This is a genomic window from Microbacterium sp. AG157 (genome assembly GCF_003385695.1).
Classification (GTDB): Bacteria; Actinomycetota; Actinomycetes; order Actinomycetales; family Microbacteriaceae; genus Microbacterium; species Microbacterium testaceum.
Window position 1 is genome coordinate 183,475 of record NZ_QRDK01000004.1, and the last position, 24,218, is coordinate 207,692.

Annotated in this window: 25 protein-coding genes and 1 tRNA gene; 7 read left to right on the forward strand and 19 right to left on the reverse strand. The window is 70.5% G+C overall.

Translation table 11 applies throughout. The annotated features are described in order from the left end of the window. Positions 1-23 precede the first annotated feature (23 nt). Complete coding sequence (locus DEU35_RS13615) at positions 24-2,360, reverse strand: acyltransferase family protein (RefSeq protein WP_258873564.1); 2,337 nt, start codon at positions 2,358-2,360, stop codon at positions 24-26. Positions 2,361-2,623: 263 nt separating this feature from the next. Between DEU35_RS13615 and DEU35_RS13620 the strand changes: the two genes are divergently transcribed. Further along, a complete protein-coding gene (locus DEU35_RS13620; RefSeq protein WP_103209282.1) occupies positions 2,624-4,222 on the forward strand; it encodes a serine/threonine-protein kinase in 1,599 nt (532 codons plus the stop codon). 16 nt (positions 4,223-4,238) lie between these two features. Here DEU35_RS13620 and DEU35_RS13625 read toward each other — a convergent pair whose 3' ends face one another. Continuing rightward, complete coding sequence (locus DEU35_RS13625) at positions 4,239-4,649, reverse strand: hypothetical protein (protein ID WP_103209280.1); 411 nt, start codon at positions 4,647-4,649, stop codon at positions 4,239-4,241. Between the two features lie 123 nt (positions 4,650-4,772). Here DEU35_RS13625 and DEU35_RS17235 point away from each other — a divergent pair, with 123 nt between their 5' ends. Next, positions 4,773-4,922, forward strand: coding sequence for a hypothetical protein (locus DEU35_RS17235; protein ID WP_170210697.1), 150 nt, complete (start codon positions 4,773-4,775; stop codon positions 4,920-4,922). 107 nt (positions 4,923-5,029) lie between these two features. On the opposite strand, the gene DEU35_RS13630 is transcribed toward DEU35_RS17235, so the two are convergent. The 11 genes from DEU35_RS13630 to DEU35_RS13680 form a co-directional block, all read right to left on the reverse strand. Continuing rightward, a tRNA-Asn gene (locus DEU35_RS13630) sits at positions 5,030-5,105 on the reverse strand. Between the two features lie 62 nt (positions 5,106-5,167). Continuing rightward, on the reverse strand, positions 5,168-5,941 hold the full coding sequence (locus DEU35_RS13635; RefSeq protein WP_116239823.1) for an ATP-binding cassette domain-containing protein: 774 nt from the start codon (positions 5,939-5,941) through the stop codon (positions 5,168-5,170). 55 nt (positions 5,942-5,996) lie between these two features. Continuing rightward, positions 5,997-7,835, reverse strand: a complete 1,839-nt coding sequence (gene dnaG / locus DEU35_RS13640) for a DNA primase (protein ID WP_103209276.1) — start codon at positions 7,833-7,835, stop codon at positions 5,997-5,999. Then, positions 7,835-9,169, reverse strand: coding sequence for a deoxyguanosinetriphosphate triphosphohydrolase (locus DEU35_RS13645; RefSeq protein ID WP_116239824.1), 1,335 nt, complete (start codon positions 9,167-9,169; stop codon positions 7,835-7,837). The genes dnaG and DEU35_RS13645 overlap by 1 nt, the downstream gene beginning before the upstream one ends. Next, positions 9,159-10,313: a tRNA dihydrouridine synthase DusB gene (dusB, locus tag DEU35_RS13650; RefSeq protein WP_371861625.1), complete on the reverse strand. Its 1,155-nt coding sequence runs from the start codon at positions 10,311-10,313 to the stop codon at positions 9,159-9,161. The genes DEU35_RS13645 and dusB overlap by 11 nt, the downstream gene beginning before the upstream one ends. 91 nt (positions 10,314-10,404) lie before the next feature. Next, the gene (locus DEU35_RS13655; RefSeq protein ID WP_116239825.1) at positions 10,405-11,088 is read right to left on the reverse strand and encodes a DsbA family protein; all 684 of its coding nucleotides are present in this window, start codon (positions 11,086-11,088) and stop codon (positions 10,405-10,407) included. 56 nt (positions 11,089-11,144) lie between these two features. Beyond that, a complete protein-coding gene (locus DEU35_RS13660) occupies positions 11,145-11,981 on the reverse strand; it encodes a citryl-CoA lyase (protein ID WP_103209267.1) in 837 nt (278 codons plus the stop codon). Continuing rightward, entirely contained in the window at positions 11,978-13,195 is a 1,218-nt protein-coding gene (locus DEU35_RS13665) for a CaiB/BaiF CoA-transferase family protein (protein ID WP_103209265.1), read from the reverse strand. Before DEU35_RS13665 ends, DEU35_RS13660 begins: the two co-directional genes overlap by 4 nt. Then, positions 13,192-14,703, reverse strand: coding sequence for a tripartite tricarboxylate transporter permease (locus DEU35_RS13670; RefSeq protein ID WP_103209263.1), 1,512 nt, complete (start codon positions 14,701-14,703; stop codon positions 13,192-13,194). Before DEU35_RS13670 ends, DEU35_RS13665 begins: the two co-directional genes overlap by 4 nt. Beyond that, positions 14,703-15,314, reverse strand: coding sequence for a tripartite tricarboxylate transporter TctB family protein (locus tag DEU35_RS13675; protein ID WP_219728522.1), 612 nt, complete (start codon positions 15,312-15,314; stop codon positions 14,703-14,705). The genes DEU35_RS13670 and DEU35_RS13675 overlap by 1 nt, the downstream gene beginning before the upstream one ends. Then, positions 15,311-16,297, reverse strand: a complete 987-nt coding sequence (locus DEU35_RS13680) for a tripartite tricarboxylate transporter substrate binding protein (RefSeq protein ID WP_170210696.1) — start codon at positions 16,295-16,297, stop codon at positions 15,311-15,313. Before DEU35_RS13680 ends, DEU35_RS13675 begins: the two co-directional genes overlap by 4 nt. Positions 16,298-16,416: 119 nt before the next feature. Here DEU35_RS13680 and DEU35_RS13685 point away from each other — a divergent pair, with 119 nt between their 5' ends. The 3 genes from DEU35_RS13685 to DEU35_RS13695 are packed head-to-tail and all read left to right on the forward strand — an operon-like array spanning position 16,417 to position 18,770. Next, the gene (locus DEU35_RS13685; RefSeq protein WP_218026361.1) at positions 16,417-17,214 is read left to right on the forward strand and encodes an IclR family transcriptional regulator; all 798 of its coding nucleotides are present in this window, start codon (positions 16,417-16,419) and stop codon (positions 17,212-17,214) included. A 40-nt stretch (positions 17,215-17,254) separates the two neighbouring features. Continuing rightward, positions 17,255-17,854, forward strand: a complete 600-nt coding sequence (locus tag DEU35_RS13690; RefSeq protein ID WP_116239826.1) for an RraA family protein — start codon at positions 17,255-17,257, stop codon at positions 17,852-17,854. 10 nt (positions 17,855-17,864) lie between these two features. Further along, complete coding sequence (locus DEU35_RS13695) at positions 17,865-18,770, forward strand: hydroxyacid dehydrogenase (RefSeq protein WP_116240064.1); 906 nt, start codon at positions 17,865-17,867, stop codon at positions 18,768-18,770. A 3-nt stretch (positions 18,771-18,773) separates the two neighbouring features. Here DEU35_RS13695 and DEU35_RS13700 read toward each other — a convergent pair whose 3' ends face one another. The 4 genes from DEU35_RS13700 to DEU35_RS17475 form a co-directional block, all read right to left on the reverse strand. Continuing rightward, positions 18,774-19,577, reverse strand: a complete 804-nt coding sequence (locus DEU35_RS13700; protein ID WP_116239827.1) for an isoprenyl transferase — start codon at positions 19,575-19,577, stop codon at positions 18,774-18,776. Next, entirely contained in the window at positions 19,574-20,302 is a 729-nt protein-coding gene (gene recO / locus DEU35_RS13705) for a DNA repair protein RecO (RefSeq protein WP_103209256.1), read from the reverse strand. The genes DEU35_RS13700 and recO overlap by 4 nt, the downstream gene beginning before the upstream one ends. Before the next feature lie 62 nt (positions 20,303-20,364). Beyond that, entirely contained in the window at positions 20,365-20,964 is a 600-nt protein-coding gene (locus DEU35_RS13710; RefSeq protein ID WP_116239828.1) for a hypothetical protein, read from the reverse strand. A 138-nt stretch (positions 20,965-21,102) separates the two neighbouring features. Beyond that, on the reverse strand, positions 21,103-21,234 hold the full coding sequence (locus tag DEU35_RS17475; protein ID WP_258027942.1) for a hypothetical protein: 132 nt from the start codon (positions 21,232-21,234) through the stop codon (positions 21,103-21,105). A gap of 127 nt (positions 21,235-21,361) precedes the next feature. Here DEU35_RS17475 and DEU35_RS13715 point away from each other — a divergent pair, with 127 nt between their 5' ends. Next, a complete protein-coding gene (locus tag DEU35_RS13715) occupies positions 21,362-22,060 on the forward strand; it encodes a trimeric intracellular cation channel family protein (RefSeq protein ID WP_116240065.1) in 699 nt (232 codons plus the stop codon). A gap of 12 nt (positions 22,061-22,072) precedes the next feature. On the opposite strand, the gene DEU35_RS13720 is transcribed toward DEU35_RS13715, so the two are convergent. Together DEU35_RS13720 and DEU35_RS13725 are read right to left on the reverse strand one after the other, a co-directional pair. Then, on the reverse strand, positions 22,073-22,855 hold the full coding sequence (locus DEU35_RS13720) for an MOSC domain-containing protein (RefSeq protein ID WP_116240066.1): 783 nt from the start codon (positions 22,853-22,855) through the stop codon (positions 22,073-22,075). Positions 22,856-22,901: 46 nt separating this feature from the next. Next, positions 22,902-23,441, reverse strand: a complete 540-nt coding sequence (locus tag DEU35_RS13725) for a TetR/AcrR family transcriptional regulator (protein WP_103209250.1) — start codon at positions 23,439-23,441, stop codon at positions 22,902-22,904. A 68-nt stretch (positions 23,442-23,509) separates the two neighbouring features. On the opposite strand from DEU35_RS13725, the gene DEU35_RS13730 reads away from it, so the two are divergent. Beyond that, positions 23,510-24,208, forward strand: coding sequence for an SDR family oxidoreductase (locus DEU35_RS13730; RefSeq protein WP_116239829.1), 699 nt, complete (start codon positions 23,510-23,512; stop codon positions 24,206-24,208). The last annotated feature ends 10 nt before the right edge of the window (positions 24,209-24,218 follow it).

Below are 24,218 nucleotides of genomic sequence, written 5' to 3' on the forward strand. Positions count from 1 at the left end.
GCGCGGGTTCGGGGCCGCAGGCGTCAGTACAGATCTCTCGCCGCGAGCTCGCCGCGCAGGATCGGCGTCAGTCGTTCCGCGAACGCCGGGGTGATGTGGGTGTCGTCATAGCGCACCGGCGTTTCGCCCGCGAAGGCGGGGCACGCCCCCTGCCAGCAGCTGAAGGGCAGGGAGCTGATCGCAGAGTCACCGGTGGCGGCGGCCTGAACTTCGGTCGCCGTCTCCATCTGCGTCCACACGTCGTCGACTCCCGCGAGGCACGCCGAGGGGCCGGTGAGAGGCGAGACGCACCGCCCGAGATCCGCGCCGTGCGGCGGGGGCGCCAGATACACCGTGCGGCCCGCGGGCGCCCACCCCGTGATCTCGGAGGCGATGGCGGATGCTAGCTCCCCGGCGCCCAGGTCGCGCCCGTCGACCGAGCGGCCCAGGGTGAACGCGTTCGACACGACGAGCAGATCGGCCGGCGCGGCGGCGATCATCGATGCGACATCCACTTTTCGCTGTCCGCACGCGGCCATGACCGACGGGTCGCGGCTCTCGACGAGCACGTCGGTGAAGCGGCATCCGTACATCCCGACCGTCGTGACGCGCCACGCTCCCCCGCTGTCGTCGGCGAGTTTCGCGAACGCCGGCGCATAGGCCATCGCGCTCGAGTCGCCCACGAGGTACAGGTGGCGCGGGGCGTCGGCGGAGCCCCAGGTGCACCTCGCCGCCTCGAGGGCGACACCCGGAGTGAAGCAGTCGCGGGCGCGATTCGCCGACGACGAGGCGCGTTGCACCTCGTCGAGCGAGGGGCGCAGGTCGGGCCACGAGGAGGCGGTCGTCGCGGCGGCGAGCTCGCCCTGCAAGGTGCCGAGGGCGTCTCCGGCCTCGGCTGCGACGTCGACGGCGGCCGGGGCGGCGAGCGGCAGACCGGGGAGCGTCGGGGCGCCGTACGCCAGCATCACCGCGAGCGCCGTCGCTCCGGTGCCGATCGCGAGGCTGGCTCCGGCCATCGCCACGCGTGGCGCGAAACGCGCACGCCAGGCGGCCCAGGCGGGTGCGTCATCGGTCTCGCCGGATGCCGGGGGTGCCGGCATCCGCTGAGCGTCGTGCCGCACCACGGGCGTCGGTGCGACGGGTTTCGTGGGCTCCGGGGGAACGGGGGCCATAGGGCGGGAGCCGGGGTAGTACCGCTGACCGGGGATGTATCCGGCGGGCCGCGAGGCGAGGCTGCTCGCACGGCGCGGAGCGGGTTCCGATACGCGCTCCGGCTCGGCGGGGGCGGGCTCGCGTCGATGCGCGGTGCGGGCTGCCCAGGGCGAGCGATGCAGAGGCTGTTCGATGCCGAGGTAGGTCGCGACCGTCAGGACGAGCATCGCCAAGACGGTGATCCCCGTGGCGGCGGGTCCCGGAGCGAGCAGAACCCCCGCGAACACGATCACGGGCAGGTGCCAGAGGTACAGCGAGTAGGAGAGATCGCCGATCGTCACCGCCAACGGGTTGGTGAGGACGAAGAGGTGGCGGTGACGCGGGTCGCCGCCGATGCCGCCGCCGATCACGAGTGCTGCTCCGAGTACCGGGAGGGCGGCCGCGGGTGCCGGGAAGGGGTCCGCGGGATCGATCAGGAAGACCGCCGCGATGATCACCGCCAGGCCCACCCAGGCGAGGAGCGCGCGGGCAGCCGCCGGAATCCGTACGAGGACGGGGGCGGCGGCCGCGATCATCGCTCCCGTGGCGAGCTCCCCCGCCCGCGTGAGCGTGGAGAAGTACGAAAGACTCGGGTCGACGGGCGTCTGCACGACGGCGACGATGCCGGATGCCACGACGACAGCACCCGCGAGCAGGCCCACGGCCACACGTCCACCGCGTGCGCGGCGCACGGCGACCGGCAGCGCGGCGACCGCCAGCAGGACGAGGAACGGCCATGCCACCGAGAACTGTTCCTCGACGGAGAGCGACCAGAAATGCTGGAGCGGCGAGACGTCGGTGGCGGCGAAGTAGTCGCGGCCCTCGAGACCGAAGTGCCAGTTCGAGAGGAGGCCGGCAGCGGAGACGGCGTCGACCAGGGTGCTCTCGGCACGCACGGGCGAGAAGACCAGAAACGCTGCCCCGACGACGACCGCGAGCACGACGAGAGCGGCGGGCAAGAGGCGCTTGACGCGGCGAGCGAAGAAGGCGCCGAGGCGCACCGTCCCCTCTGCCTGGAGATCGGCCAGCAGGATGCCGGTGACGAGGAAGCCCGACAAGACGAAGAACACGTCGACACCCACGAAGCCGCCTCGGGGCCATCCCGTGAGGTGGGTGCTGACGACCGCGATCACGGCGATCGCCCGGAGGCCCTGGAGATCGCGGCGCACGTGAGAGGCGGGGGCGGGCACGTCGGTTCCTCTCGGGCCGGCGTCGGCGGCCGGAGAGAGCCTAGTGGAACCGCTCCCACGGCTTTGCTCGCAGGCCTGGGGACGCAGATGTCCCGGACGGGGAACGAAGCCGACGATCGCGAGGTGAGCGAGCATTATGCGCATCGGCGAGCGGTGTCGCTACCCCGCTCTCCGCCGACCCGCGCGGGCATAGCGTGCAATGCAACGGATGCGTCCCGGCATCCACCCTTCCCGCCGTCAGGCGGTCCCGCTCGAAGGAACCGATGAGTCACGTGCTCGACCACTCGATGCCCCACGCGGGCGACATCCTCGGTGGGCGCTACATCCTGCGCGAGCGTATCGGCGCGGGTGGAATGGGGCGCGTCTTCCGCGCGCGCGACGAGGTTCTCGCACGCGACGTGGCGATCAAGATCTTCTACGCCGACGCGGGCGACGAACCCGAACCCCTCCGCCGCATGTCGGAGGCACGGGCTCTCGCGGCGCTCGATCACCCCTCGCTCGTGACCCTGTACGACGCGCGGCTCACCGGCGACGACCACGTGTACCTCGTGATGGAGCTGGTGAGCGGGCCCTCGCTGCAGCGCCGCATCGAAGAAGGCCCCGTCTCGCCTGCCGAGGTCGCGGGCATTCTCGCCGACCTGGCGGGCGCTCTCGCCGTCGTCCATGACGCCGGCATCGTGCACCGCGATGTCAAGCCGTCGAACGTCCTCCTGCGGGAGGTGAGAGGCGGGGTGCGCGCCGTCGAGGCCGTGCTCGCCGACTTCGGGGTCGCCCGGCTGATCGGTGCGACACGTCTGACGACGCCCGGCACCGTCATCGGGACGGCCGCCTATCTCGCACCGGAACAGGTACGCGGCGAGCCGCCCCGCGCCGCGTCGGACGTGTACGCGCTGGGGCTTCTCGCCATCGAGGCGCTCACGCGCCTGCATCCTTTCGGCGGCGGAACGCTGCAAGAGACGCTGCTCGCCCGCCTGGCTCGTCAGCCGGATATCCCGGGGACGTACGGTGGCGAGTGGCAGTCGCTGCTGACGTCGATGACCGCCTTCGACCCCGATGAGCGACCCTCCGCCGCGAGCGTCATGACGCGGGTGCAGTCGCTAACCCACGAGTCAGCGGGGACCGCCGCCGGCGCACCCGCAGCCGCGGTGTCGTGGCAGGTGCCGACGGCCGTGATGAGCGCACCTCCGGTGGCATCGGCAGGGAGCGATGAGCCGCGGGCCGCGGCCACATACAGCACCGCCCCGGTCGCCGCCGCGGCGTCCGTCGGCGTCGGGGCCAGCGGTTCTTTCGTCTCCGCAGCGCGCCCGCGTCGATCGTTCCGACGGTGGTGGGTCTGGGCGGGCGCCGCAGCCGGCGCCGTGCTCATCGTCGGAGGGCATGTGATGGCGTTCTCTCTCGGTGCGGTCCCCGACGCGGTCACGGACCGCGTCTCCACCCCTGCGCCTTCATCGACGCCGGTCCCTCTGGTGGCCGAGAACGATCCCTCCTCGGTCGAGTCGGTGTCGAGCACGGATGCCGAGACCCCACCGCCTTCGCCGGCCCCGGTCGCGCCGCAGCCGGTGCAGCCCGCTCCGGCACAGCCGATCGTTCAGGTGCCGGGTGGCGGATCGACGCAACCCGGTCGCGGCTCCTCCGACTCCAACGGTTCCCCCGTCGTCGAACCGGCGCCGGACCCCACCCCGCCCGGCGGCGGCTCGGTCGCTCCCCCTCCGAGCACGTCGCCCTCGCCGGAGGCGACGCCCGGCGGCTCCGCGCCCGGCGCGCCCGGCTCGGGCAAGGGGAACGGCAACGGGAATGGGAAGGGCTCGAACAACGGGAAGGGGCGGGGGCCGGAACAGGTCGCCGATTCTCCGACGAGTTAGCGCGCCCGCCGAAGCGTCATACCGTACAGAGCTGTGACGAGAAGACCTCGATGACGCGATCGCTATCGGGGAACCCCGCAACAGCCAAGGCGTCGCGTACATCGGCACGAACGGCCTCGCGGTGTGCGGCACCGTCGAGGCGGCCCGGCGACGGCCAGGTGACGTCGTCATCGAGCAGGAGGAGTTCTCTCCATTCGGACAGCTGCGCTTCGTCGACCCTCGATGAAGCGAGCGCCTCGCGCGCGACGCCCCACGCCTCGCCTGTCGCACCATCGTTCAGCGCGGCCAACCACCACTCGATGCGGCACGTTCCGCCCGTGACGCTGACATCGTCGGCGCGGTCGACGACGTCGGGGCGTACCCACCCGCAACCCGCGAGAAGGCAGATCGACATGCAGGAGGCGACCAGGACGAGTGCGCGACGCATGCCCCGAGTGTAGGCATGCCGCCCGCGCGAGCAGGTGAGCCCACAGGCGAGCGCGTTTCGGCGGGTCGGCGCCTGTGTCAACGGGCGCGACGAACCCCCGAGCGCGGTGGTTCGGTTGCCGGCATGAGCGATCCGGATCGACTTCCCATCCCCGACCCCGCCGCCCAGAAGGCCGATCGAGACGACACGTCGATCGATCCCGACATGGAGCAGAGCCCCGCACACCGCGAGGAGCAGCGGCTCGAGCCCGACGCTGACTCCGACCCCGCCTGAAGGGTGTCGTGCGGGGCTTTCTCCCGAGCGGGCCGGCTCACCACGACCTGACGATCTGCGCAGTCTGACGACGACGAAGGCCCGACGCTCGTGCGTCGGGCCTTCCGTGGCTCCCCGGCTTGGACTCGAACCAAGAACCTATCGGTTAACAGCCGATTGCTCTGCCAATTGAGCTACCGAGGATCATGCTCACCTTGCGGCGGGCAACCCCACGATACTAACAGCACGCGGGGGCGGCGGAAAAATCAGCCCGTCGAAATCCGCCTCTCGGGCGTGCCGTCCGGAGTCCACTGCACCGCCTGGTCGCCGTGGCCGAGCCCCACGGCGTGACCGGCGTGCAGCACGAGCACATCGGCATCCAGGTCTCTCGGGGCATCGGCATCGTTCGTGACGATGAGCGAGGCCATTCCGCGCTCGTCGCGCCGCCGCGTGATCGAACCGCGAGCGGCCGCGCGCACCTCGAGGTCGAGGTTGGCGTACAGGTCGTCGGCGACGAACAGACGCGGCTCCAGCACGAGCGCGCGCGCCAGGGCGACGCGCTGACGCATACCGGCACTCAGCTCGTAGGGGTATTTCGGGGCCGTGCCGAGCGGCAGCTCCATCTCGTCGAGGAGGGTCGCCACGCGCACGGCGAGAGCGCGCGTGTTGACTTTGCGGTCGCGACTGGTGATGGGCTCGGCGATGACGTCCTGCACGGTCAAGCGGGAAGGGAGAGCTGCACCCGCTCCCTGCGGCAGGTAGCCGGTGTGGAAGGTCCACTCGCGACGCGCACGTCCCGGGCGCCGGGCAGAGATGCCGTGCACGCGGGCGTCTCCCCCGACCACCGTCAGCCCGTCGTCGGGGTGGCCGGCCAGCAGCGAGACGAGCGAGGTCTTTCCCGCCCCCGTCGCTCCCTGCACGACCAGGGTGCGTCCGGCGGGGAGCGTGAAGGTGATCCCGTCGATCACGCGCACGCCGCTGCGCGCCAGAGACAGGTCGTCGGCTCGAAGGGCGACGTCGGTGTCGAGGGTCCGGGGCATTCCCTCATCCTCCCCGACGACAACGAGGGATGCCAGCGGCGCGCGGGGCGCCCGCTCAGGAGGCGATGAGGCGCTGGCGGTCGGCGTCGAGCTCGCGCAGCCGGAACCGCAGGCGCTTGCCCTCGTCGGAATCGGCGGGAACGCGCTGAATTCCGCGGAGCAACTCGCTCTTCTCGCGCTCGAGCTCGCGCACGAGCAGACCGCGAGCGAGATCGTTCGCCGAGGCGACGGCGCCCTCCTCGGTTCGTGCGGGGAACTCGGCGGTCAGCAGTTCGGCCGCGAGCGAGCGGAAGGGCTCGCGCACGGCTTCGACCGCGGCGACGGCCCATCCGGGCTGCGACAGATCGGTGGATGCCAGGGAGCTGCGGACGGCCTCGAGAGCCGGGTGCGTGAACGGCGTCTGCAGGGCCCGCAGGAAGACCTCGGGCTCGATGCGGTGCCCGTACTGCAGGAACGCCATCATCGCGCCGCGCTCGAGCGCGACGTCGCGGTTGTTGGGCAGCGACGCCATCGTCACCGAGATCGCCACCGGGGCGGGCTCGGAGTCCTTGCGCGTATCGCGCTTCTCGGCGCGATCGGCGCCGCGCGCGGCGCGTTCCACGGCGGACTGCACCTCGGGCATGTCGAGGCCGAGGCGGCGCGCGAGCACACGGACGTACCCCGGACGCAGGGCCGGGTCGCGGATATCGGCGACGATCGGCGCGGCCGCACGCAGGGCACCGGCACGGCCCTCGACACTGGAGAGATCGAAGTCCCTCAGTCGCTGGTCGATGACGAACTCGAACATCGGCGCCTTGTTCTCCATGAGCGCGCGTACCGCACCGTCACCCCGCTGGAGGCGCAGGTCGCACGGATCGAGACCCTCGGGGGCCACGGCGACATACGTCTGCGCCGCGAAACGCTTCTCATCGGCGAAGGCGCGCAGCGCCGCCTTCTGCCCCGCGGCATCGGGGTCGAAGGTGAAGACGACCTCGCCGGCCGAGCTGTCGTCTCCCATCACCCGCCGTAGGACGGTGATGTGGTCGCTGCCGAAAGCGGTGCCGCACGAGGCGATCGCGGTGGTGATGCCGGCGAGGTGACACGCCATGACGTCGGTATATCCCTCGACCACGACGACGCGGTGCGAGCGCGAGATGTCGCGCTTGGCGAGGTCGAGGCCGTACAGCACCTGCGCCTTCTTGTAGATGGGCGTCTCGGGGGTGTTCAGGTACTTCGGGCCCTGGTCGTCGTCGTAGAGTTTGCGCGCGCCGAACCCGATGACCTGCCCGGTGATGTCGCGGATCGGCCATACCAAGCGGCCGCGGAACCGGTCATACACCCCGCGCTGCCCCTGGGACACGAGTCCCGCCTGCAACAGTTCGTCACGCGTGAACTTCTGCGCGAGCAGGTGATCCATGAGATGCGACCAGCCCTTGGGGGCGTAGCCCACGCCGAAGTGCGCGGCCGCGCCGGCGTCGAAGCCGCGGTCTCCGAGAAAGCGTCGGCCCGTGTCTGCTTCGGGCGTCATGAGCTGGGCGCGGAAGTACTCCGCCGCGGCGGCGTTCGCGGCGTACAGCCGCGAGCGTCCGGTCGTCTCGGGCGCGGGCCCGCCGTCTTCGTAGTGGAGCGTGTACCCGACGCGCGCCGCCATGCGCTCGACCGCTTCGGTGAACGAGACATGGTCCATCGCGCGCAGGAACGAATACACGTCGCCCGACTCACCGCAGCCGAAGCAGTGGTAGTACCCGACCTGCGGGCGCACGTGGAAGCTGGGGCTCCGCTCGTCGTGGAAGGGGCAGAGACCCTTCATCGAGCCGACGCCGGCCGACTTCAGCGCGACGCGCTCACCGACGATGTCGGCGATGTTGACCCTCGCCTTGACCTCATCGACGTCGGACTGGCGGATGCGGGGCATCAGGCATCCGCTCCTCGAGCGGCGCGGGCACCGGGCGCCCAGACACCGAGCTCTGCGGCATCCACTTCTCCGACGAGGCGTCCGTGCCACGCGATCGCGAGCTGATCGGTGAGACTGGCGACCTGGTCGACGACCACGCGGCGGCGGGCCGCGTCGTCGTCGGCGGCGGCGAAGTCGGGTGCGTGCAGGGCGTCGAGGGCCCCCGGGTTCTCCCAGAGGGCGGATGCCAAGCGCTTCAGCACGTGGCGCTGCTCGCGGTACAGCACCTTACGACCATCGATGGAGACGACCGTCGCTCCGATGATGCCCTTGAGCACGGCCATCTCGACCTCGACCTCTGTGGGAACGATGACGTGCGCGCGATACCGGGTCAGCTGATCGGCGGGATGCGCCGCGCGGGTCGCCGCGGTGGCGGCGCGGGCGAAACGCCCGATGAGGTCGGAGGTGAGGTTCTTGAGCCGCGCGAGAGCGGGACGCGTGCCATCGAAGGAGTGGATCCATTCGGGCATCGCCATCAGCCGTTCGAGGCCGGCGGCGAGGTCGTCGCGGACGAAGTCGTAGCCGACCCACCGCTGGATCGCGTCGAGCAAGCCCTCGCGGCCGACCCGCGAGGCCAGTCGCGCGGGGTCGACATAGCGGTTGACGACCGCGTCCTCGAAATCGTGCACCGAGTACGCGATGTCGTCCGACAGGTCCATGACCTCGGCCTCGATGCAGCGTTGACGGGCGGGTGCTCCCCCGCGCATCCAGTGGAAGACCGGCTCGTCGTCGGGGTAGACGCCGAACTTCAGGCGCCCGCCCGGGTCGGGGACGGGCTCGTCGATGGTCCACGGGTACTTGCAGGTGGCGTCAAGACTCGAGCGGGTGAGGTTGAGGCCGAAGGGCTCGCCGTCGGAGCCGAAGGTCTTCGGCTCGAGGCGCGTGAGGATGCGCAGCGTCTGCGCATTGCCCTCGAACCCCCCGATGTCGGCAGCCCAGTCGTTGAGCGCACGCTCTCCGTTGTGCCCGAAGGGCGGGTGGCCCAGGTCGTGGCTGAGGCACGCGGTGTCGACGACGTCGGGCGACAGCTGCAGCGCCGTCGCGAGCTCGCGGCCCACCTGCGCGACCTCGAGCGAGTGCGTGAGGCGGTTGCGGGCGAAGTCGGCGGGGCTCGCGGGGCTCAGCACCTGGGTCTTCGCGGCGAGACGACGCAGAGCAGCGGAATGCAGCACGCGCGCACGGTCGCGCGCGAAGTCATCGCGCTGGGAGCGATGGTTCTCGATGTGGAAGCGGGCGGCATCGGCGTCGTCGTAGCCGACGGGGCGGGAGACCGCCGGTGAGACCTCAACCGCCACTGTGGTGCAATTCCGCCGCGGCGAGCTCACGGCCGGCGTCGTGGCCGATGTCGCGGGAGTCGAGCCACCCGTCGGGAAGAGCGGGGCGCTTCGGCGTTCCTGCGCGTCCACGCTGCCCCTCGGCCGCGGCCCCGGGGTACGGCGCGTCGAGCTCCATCGTGGCGAGCAGCTCGTCGATCTCGTCGAGGGTCGAGGCGGTCGCGAGGGCGGCCCGCAGCTCACCGCCGACCGGGTAGCCCTTGAAGTACCAGGCGACGTGCTTGCGGATGTCACGGCATCCGCGGCCCTCGTCGTCGAAGAACTCCACGAGCAACTCGGCATGGCGACGGAAGGCGCGGGCCACGAAGCCGAGCGTCGCGTCGACGGGCTCGCCGTGTGCTGCGTCGGGGCCGCCGAGTGCGCGCGCGAGATCGCCGAACAGCCAGGGGCGGCCAAGGCAGCCGCGACCGACGACGACACCGTCGCAGCCGGTCTCGTCCATCATGCGTACCGCGTCGTCGGCCGACCAGATGTCGCCGTTGCCGAGCACCGGGACGCTCGTCACGGTCTCTTTGAGCGTGGAGATCGCGGCCCAGTCGGCATGACCTGAATAGAACTCGGATGCCGTGCGCGCGTGCAGCGCGATCGAGGCGACGCCCGCGCCCTCGGCGATGCGCCCGGCCTCGAGGTAGGTCAGGTGGTCGGCGTCGATGCCCTTGCGCATCTTGATGGTCAGCGGGATGTCGCCCGCGGCTCCCACGGCCCGCTCGACGATCTCACGGAAGAGCGACGTCTTCCAGGGCAGGGCGGCTCCCCCGCCACGGCGGGTGACCTTGGGGACCGGGCAGCCGAAGTTGAGGTCGATGTGGTCGGCGTGGTCTTCGTCGACGATCATCTTCACCGCCGCCTCGACCGTCGCGGGATCCACACCGTAGAGCTGGATCGACCGCGGGGTCTCGGATTCGTGGTGGCGGATCAGACGCATGGTCGTCTCGTTGCGCTCGACGAGAGCGCGCGTCGTGATCATCTCGCTCACGTAGAGACCGGCCCCGTATTCGCGACACAGACGACGGAACGCCGTGTTCGTGATGCCGGCCATCGGGGCGAGCACGACGGGAGCGTCGAGTTCGATGTTGCCGATGCGGAGAGACCGCGTCGGAGCCATTGCCGTGTTCACTGCACCATTGTCCCAGACGGATAGCGACAGCGGTGCCCGCCCCGGGCGAAGGGGAAACGGGCACGGCTGGGGAGGAGCCTCACGCGTCGGCGGTCTCGGATGCCTCGCGACGCTCGCCCCATACCTGTCGGGCGATCTGCGTGAATGCTTCGACGGGCTGGGCACCGCTGACGCCGTACTTGCCGTCGATGACAAAGAAGGGAACGCCGGTGATACCGAATTGGCGAGCCTGCTCCTGGTCGGCACGGACCGCCGCGCGGAACCGCTGCGAGGTGAGCGCATCGCGGGCGGCGTCGCCGTCGAGGCCGACCGCGACCGCGAGGGCGACGAGGTCGTCGTCGCGCCCGACGTGCTTGCCCTCGAGGAAGTAGGCCGACATGAGCACCTCGGCCAGCTCGAGCTGCTTGCCGTTCTCTTTCGCGAAGTGCAGCAGTTCGTGCGCCTTGACGGTGTTCGTGTGCTTCAAGATGTCGAAGCGGTAGGCGAGCCCCGCGTCGGCGGCGACGCCGGTGACGCGGTCGAGCATCTCGCGAGCCGACTCGGGGGAAATGCCCTTGTGCTGTGAGAGGTAGTCGACCTCTCCCCCATCGAAGTCCTCCGGGGTATCGGGCGAGAGCTCGAACGAGTGGTACTCGATCTCGACGACCGGGGCATCGTCATCCGACGCGGTCGCGGCCAGGCCGTTCTCGAGGTTCCGCTTGCCGATGTAGCACCAGGGGCAGGCGATGTCGCTCCACACGTCGATCTTGATGGCATCCGTCATATCGCGTGCAACCACCGGGCGTATCGATCTATTCCACTGACGGCATCCCTTCTCCGTCAGGGGTCCGTGCGCCCGGTGTCGCGGGGTCGGGCGTCGACGACCTCCGGTCCGGTGTAGTCGGCCAGCAGCGGCGGAGGGAGAGGACCCTTGATCCGTCTGCCCGAGCCGGTCTCCTCCCACGCGTGGGCGAGGATGCCCACCGACCGGGCGAGCACGAAGAGCCCCCGCGCCAGTTCGGGCTCCACCCCGAGCTCCCCGTAGACGATGGCCGAGATGCCGTCGATGTTCATCGGCACGCCCCGGGACGCGAGCGCTCGCTCGACCGCGAGGCCTGCGCGCAGATGGTCGCCGGGGATCGCCCCGGAGGCCACCGCTTGCTCCACGAGTGCCAGGAGAGGATCTCGGCGGGGGTCCACCGGATGGAAGCGGTGGCCGAAGCCCGGCACGAAAGCACCGCGCGCGCGGTGCTGAGCGAGTTCTTCGCGAGCGAGATCATCCAGGGAACGCCCCTCAGCCCCGTGGGTCTGGACCATCCGATTCAGCATCGCCACGCACTGCTGCCCGGCACCCCCGTGGGTGTCGCCCAGCACGTTGATGCCGTTCGCCATCGCCGAGTTGATGCCCACACCGCACGTCGCGGCCATGCGCGCGCTCGCGATCGAGGGTGCCTGGGGCCCGTGGTCGACGCTCGCCACCAGCGTCGCCTCGAGCAGCCTGCCGCGCTCGGGATCGAGGACCCCTCCGGTGACCATGAGCCAGATCGTCTCGACGAAACCGGTCGTGCCGATGAGATCCTGCACGGGGCGGCCGCGGAACGCGATCTCCCCCGGCTGGATGCGCGTGATGGCTGTGGCCCACCACGCGGTGACGGGGGCGAGCTCGTCGTCGGTCATACAGCGCCTTCCTCGTGCAGGGCGGCGATCTCTTCGGCGCTGTAGCCGAGAGTCGCCAGGATCTCGTCGGTGTGTTCGCCCAGGAGCGGCGGCGGGGTACGCGGTGTCGAGGGCTTCCCATCGATCCGAATGCCGTTGCCCAGAACACGCAGCGGCGCGTCGCCGCCGCCCGGGAACGGAAGCTCGTGAACGAGGCCACGGTCCAGGATCTGGGGGCTGCGCAGCATCTCATCGACGCGCAGAACGGCGGCCGCGGGGACGCCCGCGGAGCTGAGGATGTCCTCCCATTCGTCGGCCGGACGCGCGGCGAGCGCGCTCTCGAGCTCGGCCGTGAGCGCGGCGCGGTGTCTCTTCCGGCTCTCGCGCTCGCTGAAGCGGTCGTCGGTGACCAGGTCGGGACGACCGACGAGGGTGCAGAGGAGCTCGAACTGCTCCTGCTTGTTCGCGGCGATGTTGAGCATGCCGTCCGCGGTCGTGAACGCCCCGGAGGGAGCAGCCGTGCCGTTGTCGTTGCCGAGGGGACGGGGCTCGTGACCGTCGACCAGCAGGTTCGAGACGACCCATCCCATGGCCGTCACCGCGGTCTCGAGCATCGAGACGTCGATCACGGCTCCCGCACCCGTGCGGGCGCGACCGGCGAGGGCGCTGGAGATCGCGAACGCCGCGGCGAGCCCGCCGATCGTGTCGGCGAGCGGGAACCCCGCGCGCAGCGGGCCGGTCTCGGCGGTGCCGGTCACGCTCATCATTCCCGAGTACCCCTGGATGATCTGGTCGTACGCAGGCTTGGTACGCATCGGGCCGGTCTGTCCGAAACCCGACACCTGACACAGGATGAGACGGGAGTTCAGCGCCCGGAGATGGTCCCACCCGAACCCGAGGCGCTCGAGAACCCCGGGGCGGAAGTTCTCGACGAGCACGTCAGCGGTCGCGACGAGCCGACACAGTGCTTCCGCGCCGCGCTCCGTCTTGAGATCGAGGGTGATCGAGCGCTTCTGGGCGTTCTGGGCGAGGAAGGAGATGCCCAGCAGCTGCGCGTTGAGTTCGGCCGAGGTGCCCAGGCGACGCGCGAGGTCGCCGCCTTCCGGGGTCTCCACCTTGATCACGTCGGCACCCATCAGAGCCAGCTGGTAGGCCGCGTAGGGGCCGGCGAGAACGTTGGTGAGGTCCAGGACGGTGATCCCTGTCAGGGGTCCCGGGGTCGTGGCATCCGTCATGCGGCGACCTTCTGCTTCCGCGCGGCGCGCACCCGGGTGAAGACGACGCCCACGACCGCAACGGCGAGCACCGCGTACAGCGTGATCGAGATGGGGCTCGACACGAGGATGCCGGCGTCGCCCTCGCTGACGGCCATGGCTCGGCGGTACTCGGTCTCGGCGAGGGGGCCGAGGATGATGGCGATGAGCATCGGGGCGACCGGCAGGCCGTAGCGTCGCATCAGGAAACCGAGCAGACCCACCGCGAGCACGAGCACCAGGTCGAGGATCTTGCCGCTCGTGGCGTAGACGCCGAGCATGGCGAACACCGTGATGCCCGCGTAGAGGTAGTGCTTGGGCACCTTCAGTAGCTTCGCCCAGAGGGGCGCGAACGGCAGGTTGAGGATCAGGAGGACGACCATGCCGACGAAGAAGCTCGCCAGCAGCGCCCACACGAGGTCGGGTGCGCGGTCGAAGAGCAGCGGCCCCGGCTGCAGACCGTACTGGCGGAAGGCCGCGAGCAGGATCGCCGCGGTCGCCGAGGTGGGAAGGCCCAGGGCGAGCAGGGCTCCCATGGCGGTACCCGCCGTCGCGTTGCCCGCTGCCTCGGGGCCGGCGACGCCCTGGATGGCGCCGCGACCGAACATCGGCCGCTTGCGCCGTCCGTCGAGCTTGCGCTCCGTCCCGTAGGACAGGAAGGTCGGGACTTCGGAGCCGCCGACGGGGATGATGCCGAACGGCACGCCGATCGCGGTACCGCGCAGCCACGCGGGCAGCGCCTGCCGCAGCTCGCGGAACGACAGCCAGAGGCGACCGCTCGAGGCCAGGAGCTTCGTGTCGTCGGGCGTGCCGCGGCGACCCGCGACGCTGAAGACCTCGCCGAGGGCGAGGAGCCCGACGGTGATCACGACGATGTCGATCCCGTCGAAGAGTTCCGGCAGACCGAAGGTGAAGCGCGAGGCGCCGGATGCACCGTCGATGCCGACCACGGAGATCGCCAGTCCGATGGCGAGGGCGGCGAGGCCGCGCAGCACCGAATCGGTGACGACGGCCGAGATCGCCACGAAGGCGAAGACGGCCAGGGCGAGGTACTCGGCGGGGCCGAACAGGGTCGCGAGTTCCGCGAGACGCGGTGCGAAGAAGACCACCAGGATCGAGGCGATGATGCCGCCGATGAAGGCGCCGATCGCCGAGGTCGCCAGCGCCTGAGCCGCGCGGCCGTCCTTGGCCATCCGGTGGCCTTCGATGGACCCGGCGATCGCGGTGCTGTTGCCGGGGGTGTTCATCAGGATGCCGGCGATCGAGTCGCCGAAGAGGCCGCCGAAGAGGACCCCGGCGAACATGATGAACGCGCCGATCGGGTCGAGGGAGAAGGTGACGGGGAGGAGCAGCGCGACGGCCATCGCCGAGCCGAGGCCGGGGAGCACGCCCACGGCGGTGCCGAGGACGGCTCCGATGAGCACCCACAGCATATTGATGGGGGTGAGGACGACGGCGAAGCCCTCCCCCAGGTTGACCAGAGCATCCATCAGAAGAGGCCCTCCAGGATTCCAGGCGGCAGGTTGAGTCCGAGACCGCCGGAGAAGGCGATCTGCACGATGGCGGAGATCGCCAGCGAGAGGAAGATGTCGAAGATCGGGCGGCGGCTCCCGAGCGATCGGGCGATACCCCAGAACAGGAACGCGCCGGAGAGGAGCCACCCGAGCGGAGTGAGCGCGGCGATGAAGACGACGACCGTGCCGACAGCCCCCGCCAGGGCCCACAGGTTGCTCCGCGGGCGCACCACGGGGGCGTCGGGCTCATGCCCTTCGACCGCGGCGATGAGGGCGTCATCGTCGAGCTCGGAGGGGTTCTGAACCGCGGCGTCGTCGGCGACCTCGACCGGCTCGGGGCGGCGGATCACATCGACGGCGAGCAGGATCGCGAGCACGATCACCGCGGCCGCGATGAGGGCCGGGAAAAGCTGCGGCCCGGGAGGGGCGGTGTTGGCGGGCACCGTCATCGTGAGGGTGCCCACGATGAGGGCGAGACCGACCGACAGCATGACGGCGGGGACCACGAGGCCCGTGCGACGTCGCCAGAATCCGTCTGCTGTGCGTGCCCGGTGGGTACGCGGGACGGTGGGGATGACGCCGCTCACAGGCCCAGCTCCTCGATGATCGCGTCGACGCGCGCTTGGTCCTGTGCGATGAAGTCGGCGAAGTCCGCACCGGTCAGCAGCGCGTCGCGCCATCGGTTGCGCTCGAGCACCTCGGCCCACTCGGGCGTGGCCGCCATCTGCTCGACGATGGCGACGAGCTCGTCGCGGTCGGCATCGGTCAAGCCGGGAGGGGCGACGAGGCCGCGCCAGTTGGGGAGGTTCACGTCGACGCCCTGTTCGATGAAGGTGGGGATGTCGATGCCGGGAACGGCTTCCTCGGACGAGACGGCCAAGGCCCGGAGCCGCCCGGCTTCGATCTGGTCGCTGAAGTCGTTGTATCCGCTCACGCCGACGGCGACCGTGTTCGACAGCAGCGCGGTGAGGACCTCGCCCCCACCGGCGTACGAGACGTAGTTGATCTCGCCCGGATCGATGCCCGCGGCTTTCGCCGTCAGACCGGTGAGCAGGTGATCGGTTCCGCCGATGCCGCCGCCACCGATCGCCTGGCCGTGCGGGTTCTCGCGCCAGGCCCGCACGAAGTCGTCGAGGGTCTGGAACGGCGAGTCGGCCGGCACGATGAAGACGATGTAGTCCTCGGCGAGGCGGGCGATCGGCGTCGTGTCGGCCAGCGTCGCCTCGGAGCCGTTGGCGGTGATCGCGCCCTCCATGACGGTGCCGGTCATCATGAGGTTCGTGGGGTCGGCATCGAGCTGCACGAACTGGCCGAGACCGATGGTCCCACCTGCCCCGGGCACATTGACCACCTGCACGTTGTTGACGACCGAGGTCGAGCGCAGCACCTGCTGGGACTCGCGGGAGGCGAGGTCCCACCCGCCGCCGGGGGCCGCGGGGGCCATGATCGTCAGCTTGGTCCGCGGGTCGGCGCCGGCGGTCGAGCCGCTGGCGTTGACCGCGGCCACGCCGACGAGGGCGGCGGTGGCTGCGATCCCGAGCGCGTGCAACAGGACGCGTCTGGTTGTCACGTCGTCACTCCTTCGTGATGAGGTTCGGACCCGATGACCATCTAGTGGACTCCGGTGTCCACCTGACGGTACACTCGCTCAACGTGAAGGCGCAACCGCGGCGCCGGGAAGAGATGACCATGTCCACGACCATCGAGAGCCGAAACAGCTCGACCTCCGAGGGCGGTGGCGTTCGAGCCGTCACCCGAGCTTTCGAGGTACTGCAGAGCTTCACCGCGGATCGCCCCGTGCTCTCGGTCGCAGAGATCGTGCGCGAGAGCGGTTTGCCGCGAACGACGGTGCTGCGGCTGATCGACACCCTGGTGAGCGAACGCATGCTCCGCCACGCCGCCGATGGCCGGATCACGGTGGGCGCGCGCCTGATTCGTCTCGCCGCCTTCGCCGAGGCGGCGTGGGCGGTCCCTGAAGAGACCGCCGACCGCATGACACGGCTCGCGCAAGAGACCGGTGAGACGGCGAGCCTCTACGTCCGCAGCGGCCTGCGCCGCGTGGCCGTCGCGCAGTCGCCCAGCCCCTATTCGCTGCGCCACGTGGTCCAGGTCGGTGACGAGATGCCGCTGCTGGCCGGCGCGTCATCCACGCTGCTGGTGGCGGCGAGCGGGCCCGATGCGGCGGAGCACGTCCTCGCCGCGGTCCCGGCCGACCAGCTTCCCCGCGTCGACGCCGACGCCTTCCGTCTCGCGGTTGCTGCAGCCGCCCGCGATCGGCACGCCGTGTCGCACGGAGCCCGCGAACCGGGTAACAGCGGCGTCGCCGTGATCGTGCGAGAGGGCGACGACCGACGTCCCGCCGTGGTGCTCGGACTCGGTGGGCCGACGGCCCGCTTCACCGACGAGCGCGTGGACATCTTCCTCGAGGCGCTCGAGGCCGCGGCATCCGATCTCCGCCACACCGGTCTGCCCCCCGCGCTCGACTGACTTCTTCCCGACCCGCCCCCGAGGAGAGGATCGCCCGACGATGAGCACCCCGACCGAGAACACGGAATACCCTCCACCCGGTGCGTACGCGTCCGCGACCGTCGGTGACGCGATGGAGCGCTTCGGGGTGGCGCGGGGCGTCTCGCCCCTGTGGGACGGCGCGGTCGTCTCCGGCCCCGCGGCCACCGTGCTCACACGTCCCGGCGACAACAAGGGGGTGCACGCGGCGTTCGAGGTCATTCGTGCCGGAGAGGTCCTGGTGGTGGACGGCGGGTCAGACGAGAGCAGGGCCCTGATCGGAGAGCTCGTGGCAGAGAAGGCGAAGGCGCTCGGTGTGGCCGGCATCGTGCTCGACGGTGCGGCGCGCGACGCGGGTGAGCTGCGCCAGGTCGGCGTACCGGTGTTCGCTCGCGCGGTGACCCCCGCGGGCCCGTGGAAGACCGGGCCCTTCCGCCTGGGCGGAACCGTCACACTCGGCGGCGTTCCCGTCTCGCCCGGCGACTGGATCGTGGGCGACTCAGACGGCGTCGCCGTCGTTCCCCGCGAGCGAATCGCCGCGGTCCGCGCCGCGGCCGACGAACTCCTGCGCGGCGAGACCGAGCGTCGCGCCGCCAACCGCGCCCTCACGCCCCGTGGCTGAGCGTTCTCCGGTGCGGCCGGTCGTCTGGGTCCCTCGTGAGATCCACGCCGACGCGGTGGCCGACCTCGAGACCTGGGCCGACGTGCGCCGCGGGTGGGGGGTGGGCGCCGCGACCGAAGACGTTGTCGCGCCTGTGGCCGAGGGAGTCCTGCTCCGCACGGCGCGTCTCGACGCCCCGCAGCTGAAGCGGATGCCGCGGCTGCGGATCGTGGCTCGCCACGGCGTGGGGACCGACACCGTCGACACCGCCTACGCGCGAGAGCGCGGCATCCGGGTCACGACCACGCCGGAGGCGAACGTCCTGTCGGTCGCCGAGCACGCGGTGGCGCTGCTGATGGCGGTGCGGCGGGGTATCGGCGCGGCAGCGACCGGAACCGCCTCGCGCGACGATCTGATCGGGGGCGAGCTCAGCGGCTCCACCCTCGGCCTCATCGGTTTCGGCCGCATCGCGCGTCGCGTCGCGCGGATCGGGCAGGGCGGATTCGGCATGCGCGTCCTCGCGCACGACCCCGGCCTGAGCGACGACGAGGTGCGGGCGGGCGGCGCGGAGCCGCTCCCGCTGGACGTATTGCTCTCTGAAGCGGATGCCGTGAGCGTGCACGTTCCGCTGGTGCCCACGACTCGCGGCCTGCTCGGAGCCGCGCAGTTCGGGAGGATGCCGTCGCACGCGATCGTGATCAACACGTCGCGGGGTGGGGTCGTCGACGAGTACGCGCTGGCCGAGGCGCTCGACGCGGGCGAGGTGGGAGGCGCGGGACTCGACGTCTCCGAGATCGAGCCGATGCCCGACGACCACCCGCTCCGCGGCCGCGCCAACGTCGTCGTCACGCCGCACATCGGCGGTCAGACGCGCGAGGCGATGCGGCGGGTGGCGATGGAAGCCGCCGCCGCCCTGCGGAGCGAGCTGGCCAGCTGAGTCTCACGCCGTGGGGGCGTCGACCGCCCCGCCGAAGCGGCGATCACGCGACAGATACAACCCGATCGCGTCCCAGAGGTGCGTGCGCCGGAAGTCGGGCCAGAGCGTGTCGAGGAACACCATCTCGGCGTACGCCGATTCCCACAGCAAGAAGTTCGAGGTGCGCTGCTCGCCGCTGGAACGCACGAACAGATCCACGTCGGGCATGTCGGGCTGGTACAGGTTCTTGCGGATGAGCTTCTCGGTCACCGCGGAAGGCTTGAGCCTTCCGGCCGCGATGTCGTCGCCGATGCGGCGCATGGCATCCACGATTTCGACCCGGCCGCCGTAGTTGACGCACATGGTGAGCGTCAGCGTCGAGTTCCCCTCGGTGAGATGCTCCGCGTGCTGCAGCTCCTTGATGACGGAGCCCCAGAGGCGCGGCTTGCGGCCCGACCAGCGGATGCGCACACCCCACTCGTTGAGCTGGTCGCGACGACGGTGCAGCACCTCGCGGTTGAAGCCCATGAGAAACCGCACCTCGTCGGGAGACCGTGACCAGTTCTCCGTCGAGAACGCGTACACCGACAGGTGTTTCACACCCGCCTGGATGGCGCCGGCGACGACGTCGAGCAGAGCCGCTTCCCCGGCGCGGTGGCCCTCCACACGCGTGAGTCCCTGGCGGTTCGCCCAGCGGCCGTTGCCGTCCATCACGATGGCGACGTGCTCCGGAACCGCGCCCTTCGGGTAGGTGGGCGGGTATTCGCCCGTCCAGTCGAGCGGGCGGTACGGCACCGCGTCGCGGTGCGTGAACGGCTTGGGTGTCATCGGTGCGACTCCAGGTGCGAAAGCGAACGGATGCCACGTTCGAGGTGGAACTGCGCGTACGCCGCCACGAGTCCCGATGCGGCCGCGATCGTGCGACCGGGGGCGGCGTCGATGCGCTCCCACTCCCCCGCCATGAGGGCGCGGAGCATATCGACCGTGTCAGGTGCGACGCGGGGCGAGCCCGCCGGCGCGCAGGTCGAGCAGATCACCCCGCCGAGCTGGGGAAGGAAGTAGTCATGGTCGCCGATCGTGCCGCAGCGGGCACACTCGGTCAGCCCCGGCGCCCAGCCCGAGAGGGCCATGGCGCGGAGCAGGTAGGAATCGAGCACGCTGCGTTCGGAGTGTTCTGCGCGAGCGAGGGCGCGCAGGCCACCGACCAGGAGGAGGTACTGCTGAGGGGTGGCCTCGGCCTCGTTCAACCGGTCGGCGGTCTCGACCATCGCGCTGGCGGTGGTGTACCGGTCGTAATCGGTGACGATGTCGGCCCCGTACGACCCGAGCGACTCGGCCTGCTGCACGATGTCGAGGTTGCGCCCCGTCGCCAACTGCACGTCGGCGACCATGAAGGGTTCGAGCCGAGACCCGAACTTCGACGAGGTGCGCCGCACGCCCTTGGCGACCGCACGGATCTTGCCGTTGCGCCGGCTGAGCAAGGTGAGGATGCGGTCCGCCTCCCCGAGCTTGTGGGTACGCAGGACCACGACTTCGTCGCGGTAGGTGGGCACAGTCCATTATCCGCCCGGTTCCCCGGGAAGCGGCCGCGCGCGGCCGTGACGCGCCGCTCGGCTCAGCGGGAGGCGACTGCTCGTCCCTGAAGGGGCCAGGACCCGTCGGGGATCGGCAGGTCGGGACGGCTCTGCTGCAGGAAGTCGATCAACTGCGGATATCCCAGCATGAGACGCGTCGCGCCGAATCGGGTCGAACTCCCCGTCTTCGCGAGAATGCCGCCGAACCGATCGCCGGGGTTGGGCTCGAGGCTGGTGAGCTCCGCGATCGGCACCTCGTTCGGCCCGCGCACCAGACCGAACGACCACACCGAGTCGGGGGTGACTTCGAGACGCATCCGCTTCATGCCGCGGGCGAGGAGGATGAACAGGATGCCGCCGACGAGCATCGCCGCCCCTGCGATGACCATTCCGATCTCGGGGTCTCGGACGAAGGCGGCTGCCAGCAGGAGCATGACCGCCAGCGGCAGGACAGCGATGCCGACGGTGCGGATGAGAACGCGCTGCCACATCCGCGTCGAGACCACGAAGAGCACGCCCTCCCGCGTCGCTCGCGCGGTCGCGCGCGACGGCGACCGCCTGATGATCGCGGTGACGATCGTCGTGATGACTCCCGCGATGAGCACGGCGACCGCCACGCTCGAATTCGCCCCCCAGTGCATGTGCGTTCCTCTTCCGCGGTTCCCGACCGCCTCGACGTTCCAGGCGTACCAGATCGGCCCCCTCATCGATACAACCGCATCGCCGTCACGCGCGGTGCCGCTGGACGTGCCATCGCGCGCGGTGCTATCGCGAACTGCTCAGCGGTGGCGGTGGCGCTGCCAGCTGGGCTGACCCCATTCGAGCAACCATCGCAGTCGCCGCGGGGCGCCGCGCCGGGGTCGTAGGTAGTCGTCGCGAGCACGGTCGTACAGCTCGGCGGGCAGCGTCACCTCCGGGTCGCTTGTGTCAGCGACGCGAGAAGGGTCGCCGCATCCGAGCGGAGGTACGCGGGGTCCATCCGTCGAGACTATGCCGCGCCTCCCCGCGCACTCGAACGCTTCGCGGAGAATGGATGCCGTGAACGCCTCGGTCTTCGTCATCCCGCTGTGGGCAGATCTCACCGCCGTCGCCCTCGGCGGCGTGCAGGGGGCACTGTTCGCCTCGGGGTTCCAGGGCCAGCGGCGACTGGATCTGCTCGGCGTGGCGATCATCGGCATCCTGCTCGGGATGGGCGGTGGCCTCATTCGCGATCTGCTGCTCGGGCTCACCCCCGCGACGCTGCAGAGCAACTGGTACCTCATCACCGCAACGCTCGCGTCGATCGTCGGGATGCTGCTGTCGGGGATCTTCCAACGACTCAACCGTGCGATCGTCATGCTCGACGCCGTCGTCATCGGTCTGTTCGGCGCCTTCGGAACGTCCAAGGCTCTGGCGCTCGGCATGCCCGCGGTGCCCGCGGTGTTCGTGGGCGTCCTGGCCGCCGCGGGCGGCAGCGTGCTGAGGGACGTGCTCATGGGCCTGCCGGTCGCGATCATGCACGTCGGCTCGCTCTACGCGGTGGCCGCCGGCGGCGGGTGCGTCGTGCTCGCCACCACCGCCGCGTTCGGCGTCCCCCTCCCGATCGCCGCGGTCATCGGCGTGATCGTGACGACCATCGTCCGCGTGCTCGCGGTGATCTTCGATCTCTCCCTACCCGAGCAGCGCAAGCTCTACCGCCGCAAGGTCGCGGTCGAGACCACCGGCATCCCGATCATCCGGGCCGACGACGCGGCCTGACCGCCGCGTGAGTCACGCGTCGACGACGACCTCGTCGCCCTCGCGGATCGTGCCGCCGCCGTCGACGGGAAGCAGAAGGATGCCGAGGGTCGGCTCGTCCTGACCGAACTGCGTCGTGAGTACGCGCAGCAGGCGCGCATCGCGCACGCCGGTGTCGGGGTTCGCGGTGATCGCCGCGCACCGTTCGATCGGCTTCTGCACCGCGAACTCGACGTCGCCGATGCGCACGCGACCGCTCCAGTCGAGCTCCGCCCACGCGGCGGTGCCCTCGACGACGATGTTCGACCGGAAGCGGCGATCGTCCACGGGGGCGGGGACGGTGGCATCCAGGGCTCCGACCGACGCAGCGCCGTGCAGCGAGACGAAACCGCGCGGGCGGTCCTGGAAGCGCGCCGTGCGGCCGTCGCCCAGGAGATCGAGGGGCAGGATGCCGTCGGCGTCGAGGAGCTTCGCGTCGCTCGTGGTGCGCAGGTACGCCGTCACCGCCTCGGAGAGGCGCTGCCGCCCGCTGTCGCTGAGGTCGCCCTCCACGTCGATGTCATCGACCCGGAGGCGGAGCGTCTGCGTCTTGTCGTCGAAGGTCAGATCGATCCGCGCGAGCGTGGGGAATGTCATGAGGGCGAGACCGCGGCTCTTGGGGAAGGTCGCGTCAGCGGGCTCGAGGGCGTCGGCGAAGCGGAAGACGAGCGAGCGGTCGCCCTGCACGCGGCCGTCGTCTTGGATGACGAGACTGTCGCGTCTCTCGGGCGTGAAGCCCTTGACGGGATAACGGTAGAGGGCGTCGACGCGGATCACCTGTTCATCCTGGCACCCGACGTCGCGGAACGCGTCCGAGCGGAGCTCAGTCACCGCCCGGAAGCATCTCTCCGAGGATCTGCGCCGCCGTCTCCGCGTCGATGTCGCGAAGAGCGGGGACGTCGAGAAAGTGCCGCGCCATGGTCACGCCCATGATCGATGCGACGAGGATTGCCGCTCGCTGGTGCCGGTCTCGATCGCCGCCCGCCGCGAGGGCCGAGGCTCGCTCGTCGAGATAGGCGCTCATCGCATCCGCGGCCTCCGGTGAGCTCAGCATCGAGCGCATCAGCGCGCGGGTGGGGGCGTCGAGCTCATGGAACCGAGCGAGCAGCACCTGCTCCAGATGGACGCCCACCTTGCCGTCCGCCTCGTCGAGCTCGGCGACGGGTCGTACCGCGAGAGCGAACAGAGCGCTCTTCGAGCCGTAGTGCTGCATCACGAGCGACGGGTCGACTCCCGCACGCCCGGCGATCCGGCGGATCGTCGCGCCGGCCGGCCCCCGTTCGGCGAACTCCTCGCGCGCGGCCTCGAGAATGCGTTCGGCTGTCGCGGCGCGCTTCTCGGCTCGCGTCCCTGTGCGTTCCATATCTCCACTCTACAAACGTTGAGCGAAGGCGTACTGTTTCGCTCATCACTTGTTGAGCGGAGGATGCCATGACAGAAGCACACACCCGCCGGGCGTTGATCGTCGGAGCCTCTCGGGGACTCGGCCTCGCCCTCGTCGAGGAGTACGCCCGTCGGGGCGTCGAGGTCGTCGCGACGGTCCGTGATGCCGAGAGCGAGGCGCTTCGCGCCCTGACCGAGCGGTTCCCGGTCGCCGTCGAGCATGTCGACGTCACCGATGCCCTGCAGATCTCGGCATTGGCGCACCGGCTGGCGAGGTATCAGTTCGACCTGCTGTTCGTCGTCGCGGGCATCTCTCTCGCACCCGTCGACGAACCGGCGTCCGACATCGCCGATGACGCGTTCACGCGGACCATGTTGACGAACGCGCTGGGCGCCATGCGTGTCGTGGAGCGTCTCGCGGCCCTCGTCCCTCAGACGGGCACCGTGGCGGTGATGTCATCCGGCCAGGGCAGCGTCGCGAACAACACCTCCGGCGGTTTCGAGGTCTACCGCGCGTCGAAGGCGGCGCTAAACCAGCTGATGCGCAGCTACGCCGCGCGGCACGCCGCCGAACCGAAGACGCTGCTCCTGCTGGCACCCGGCTGGATCCGCACCGACATGGGCGGCGAGGGTGCGGGTCTCGACATCGCCGAGGCCATTCCCCCGCTCGTCGACACGATAGAGGCTCAGCACGGGACGCCGGGACTGCACTACCTGGACCGCCACGGTGCGACCGTGCCGTGGTGACACGGCCGCA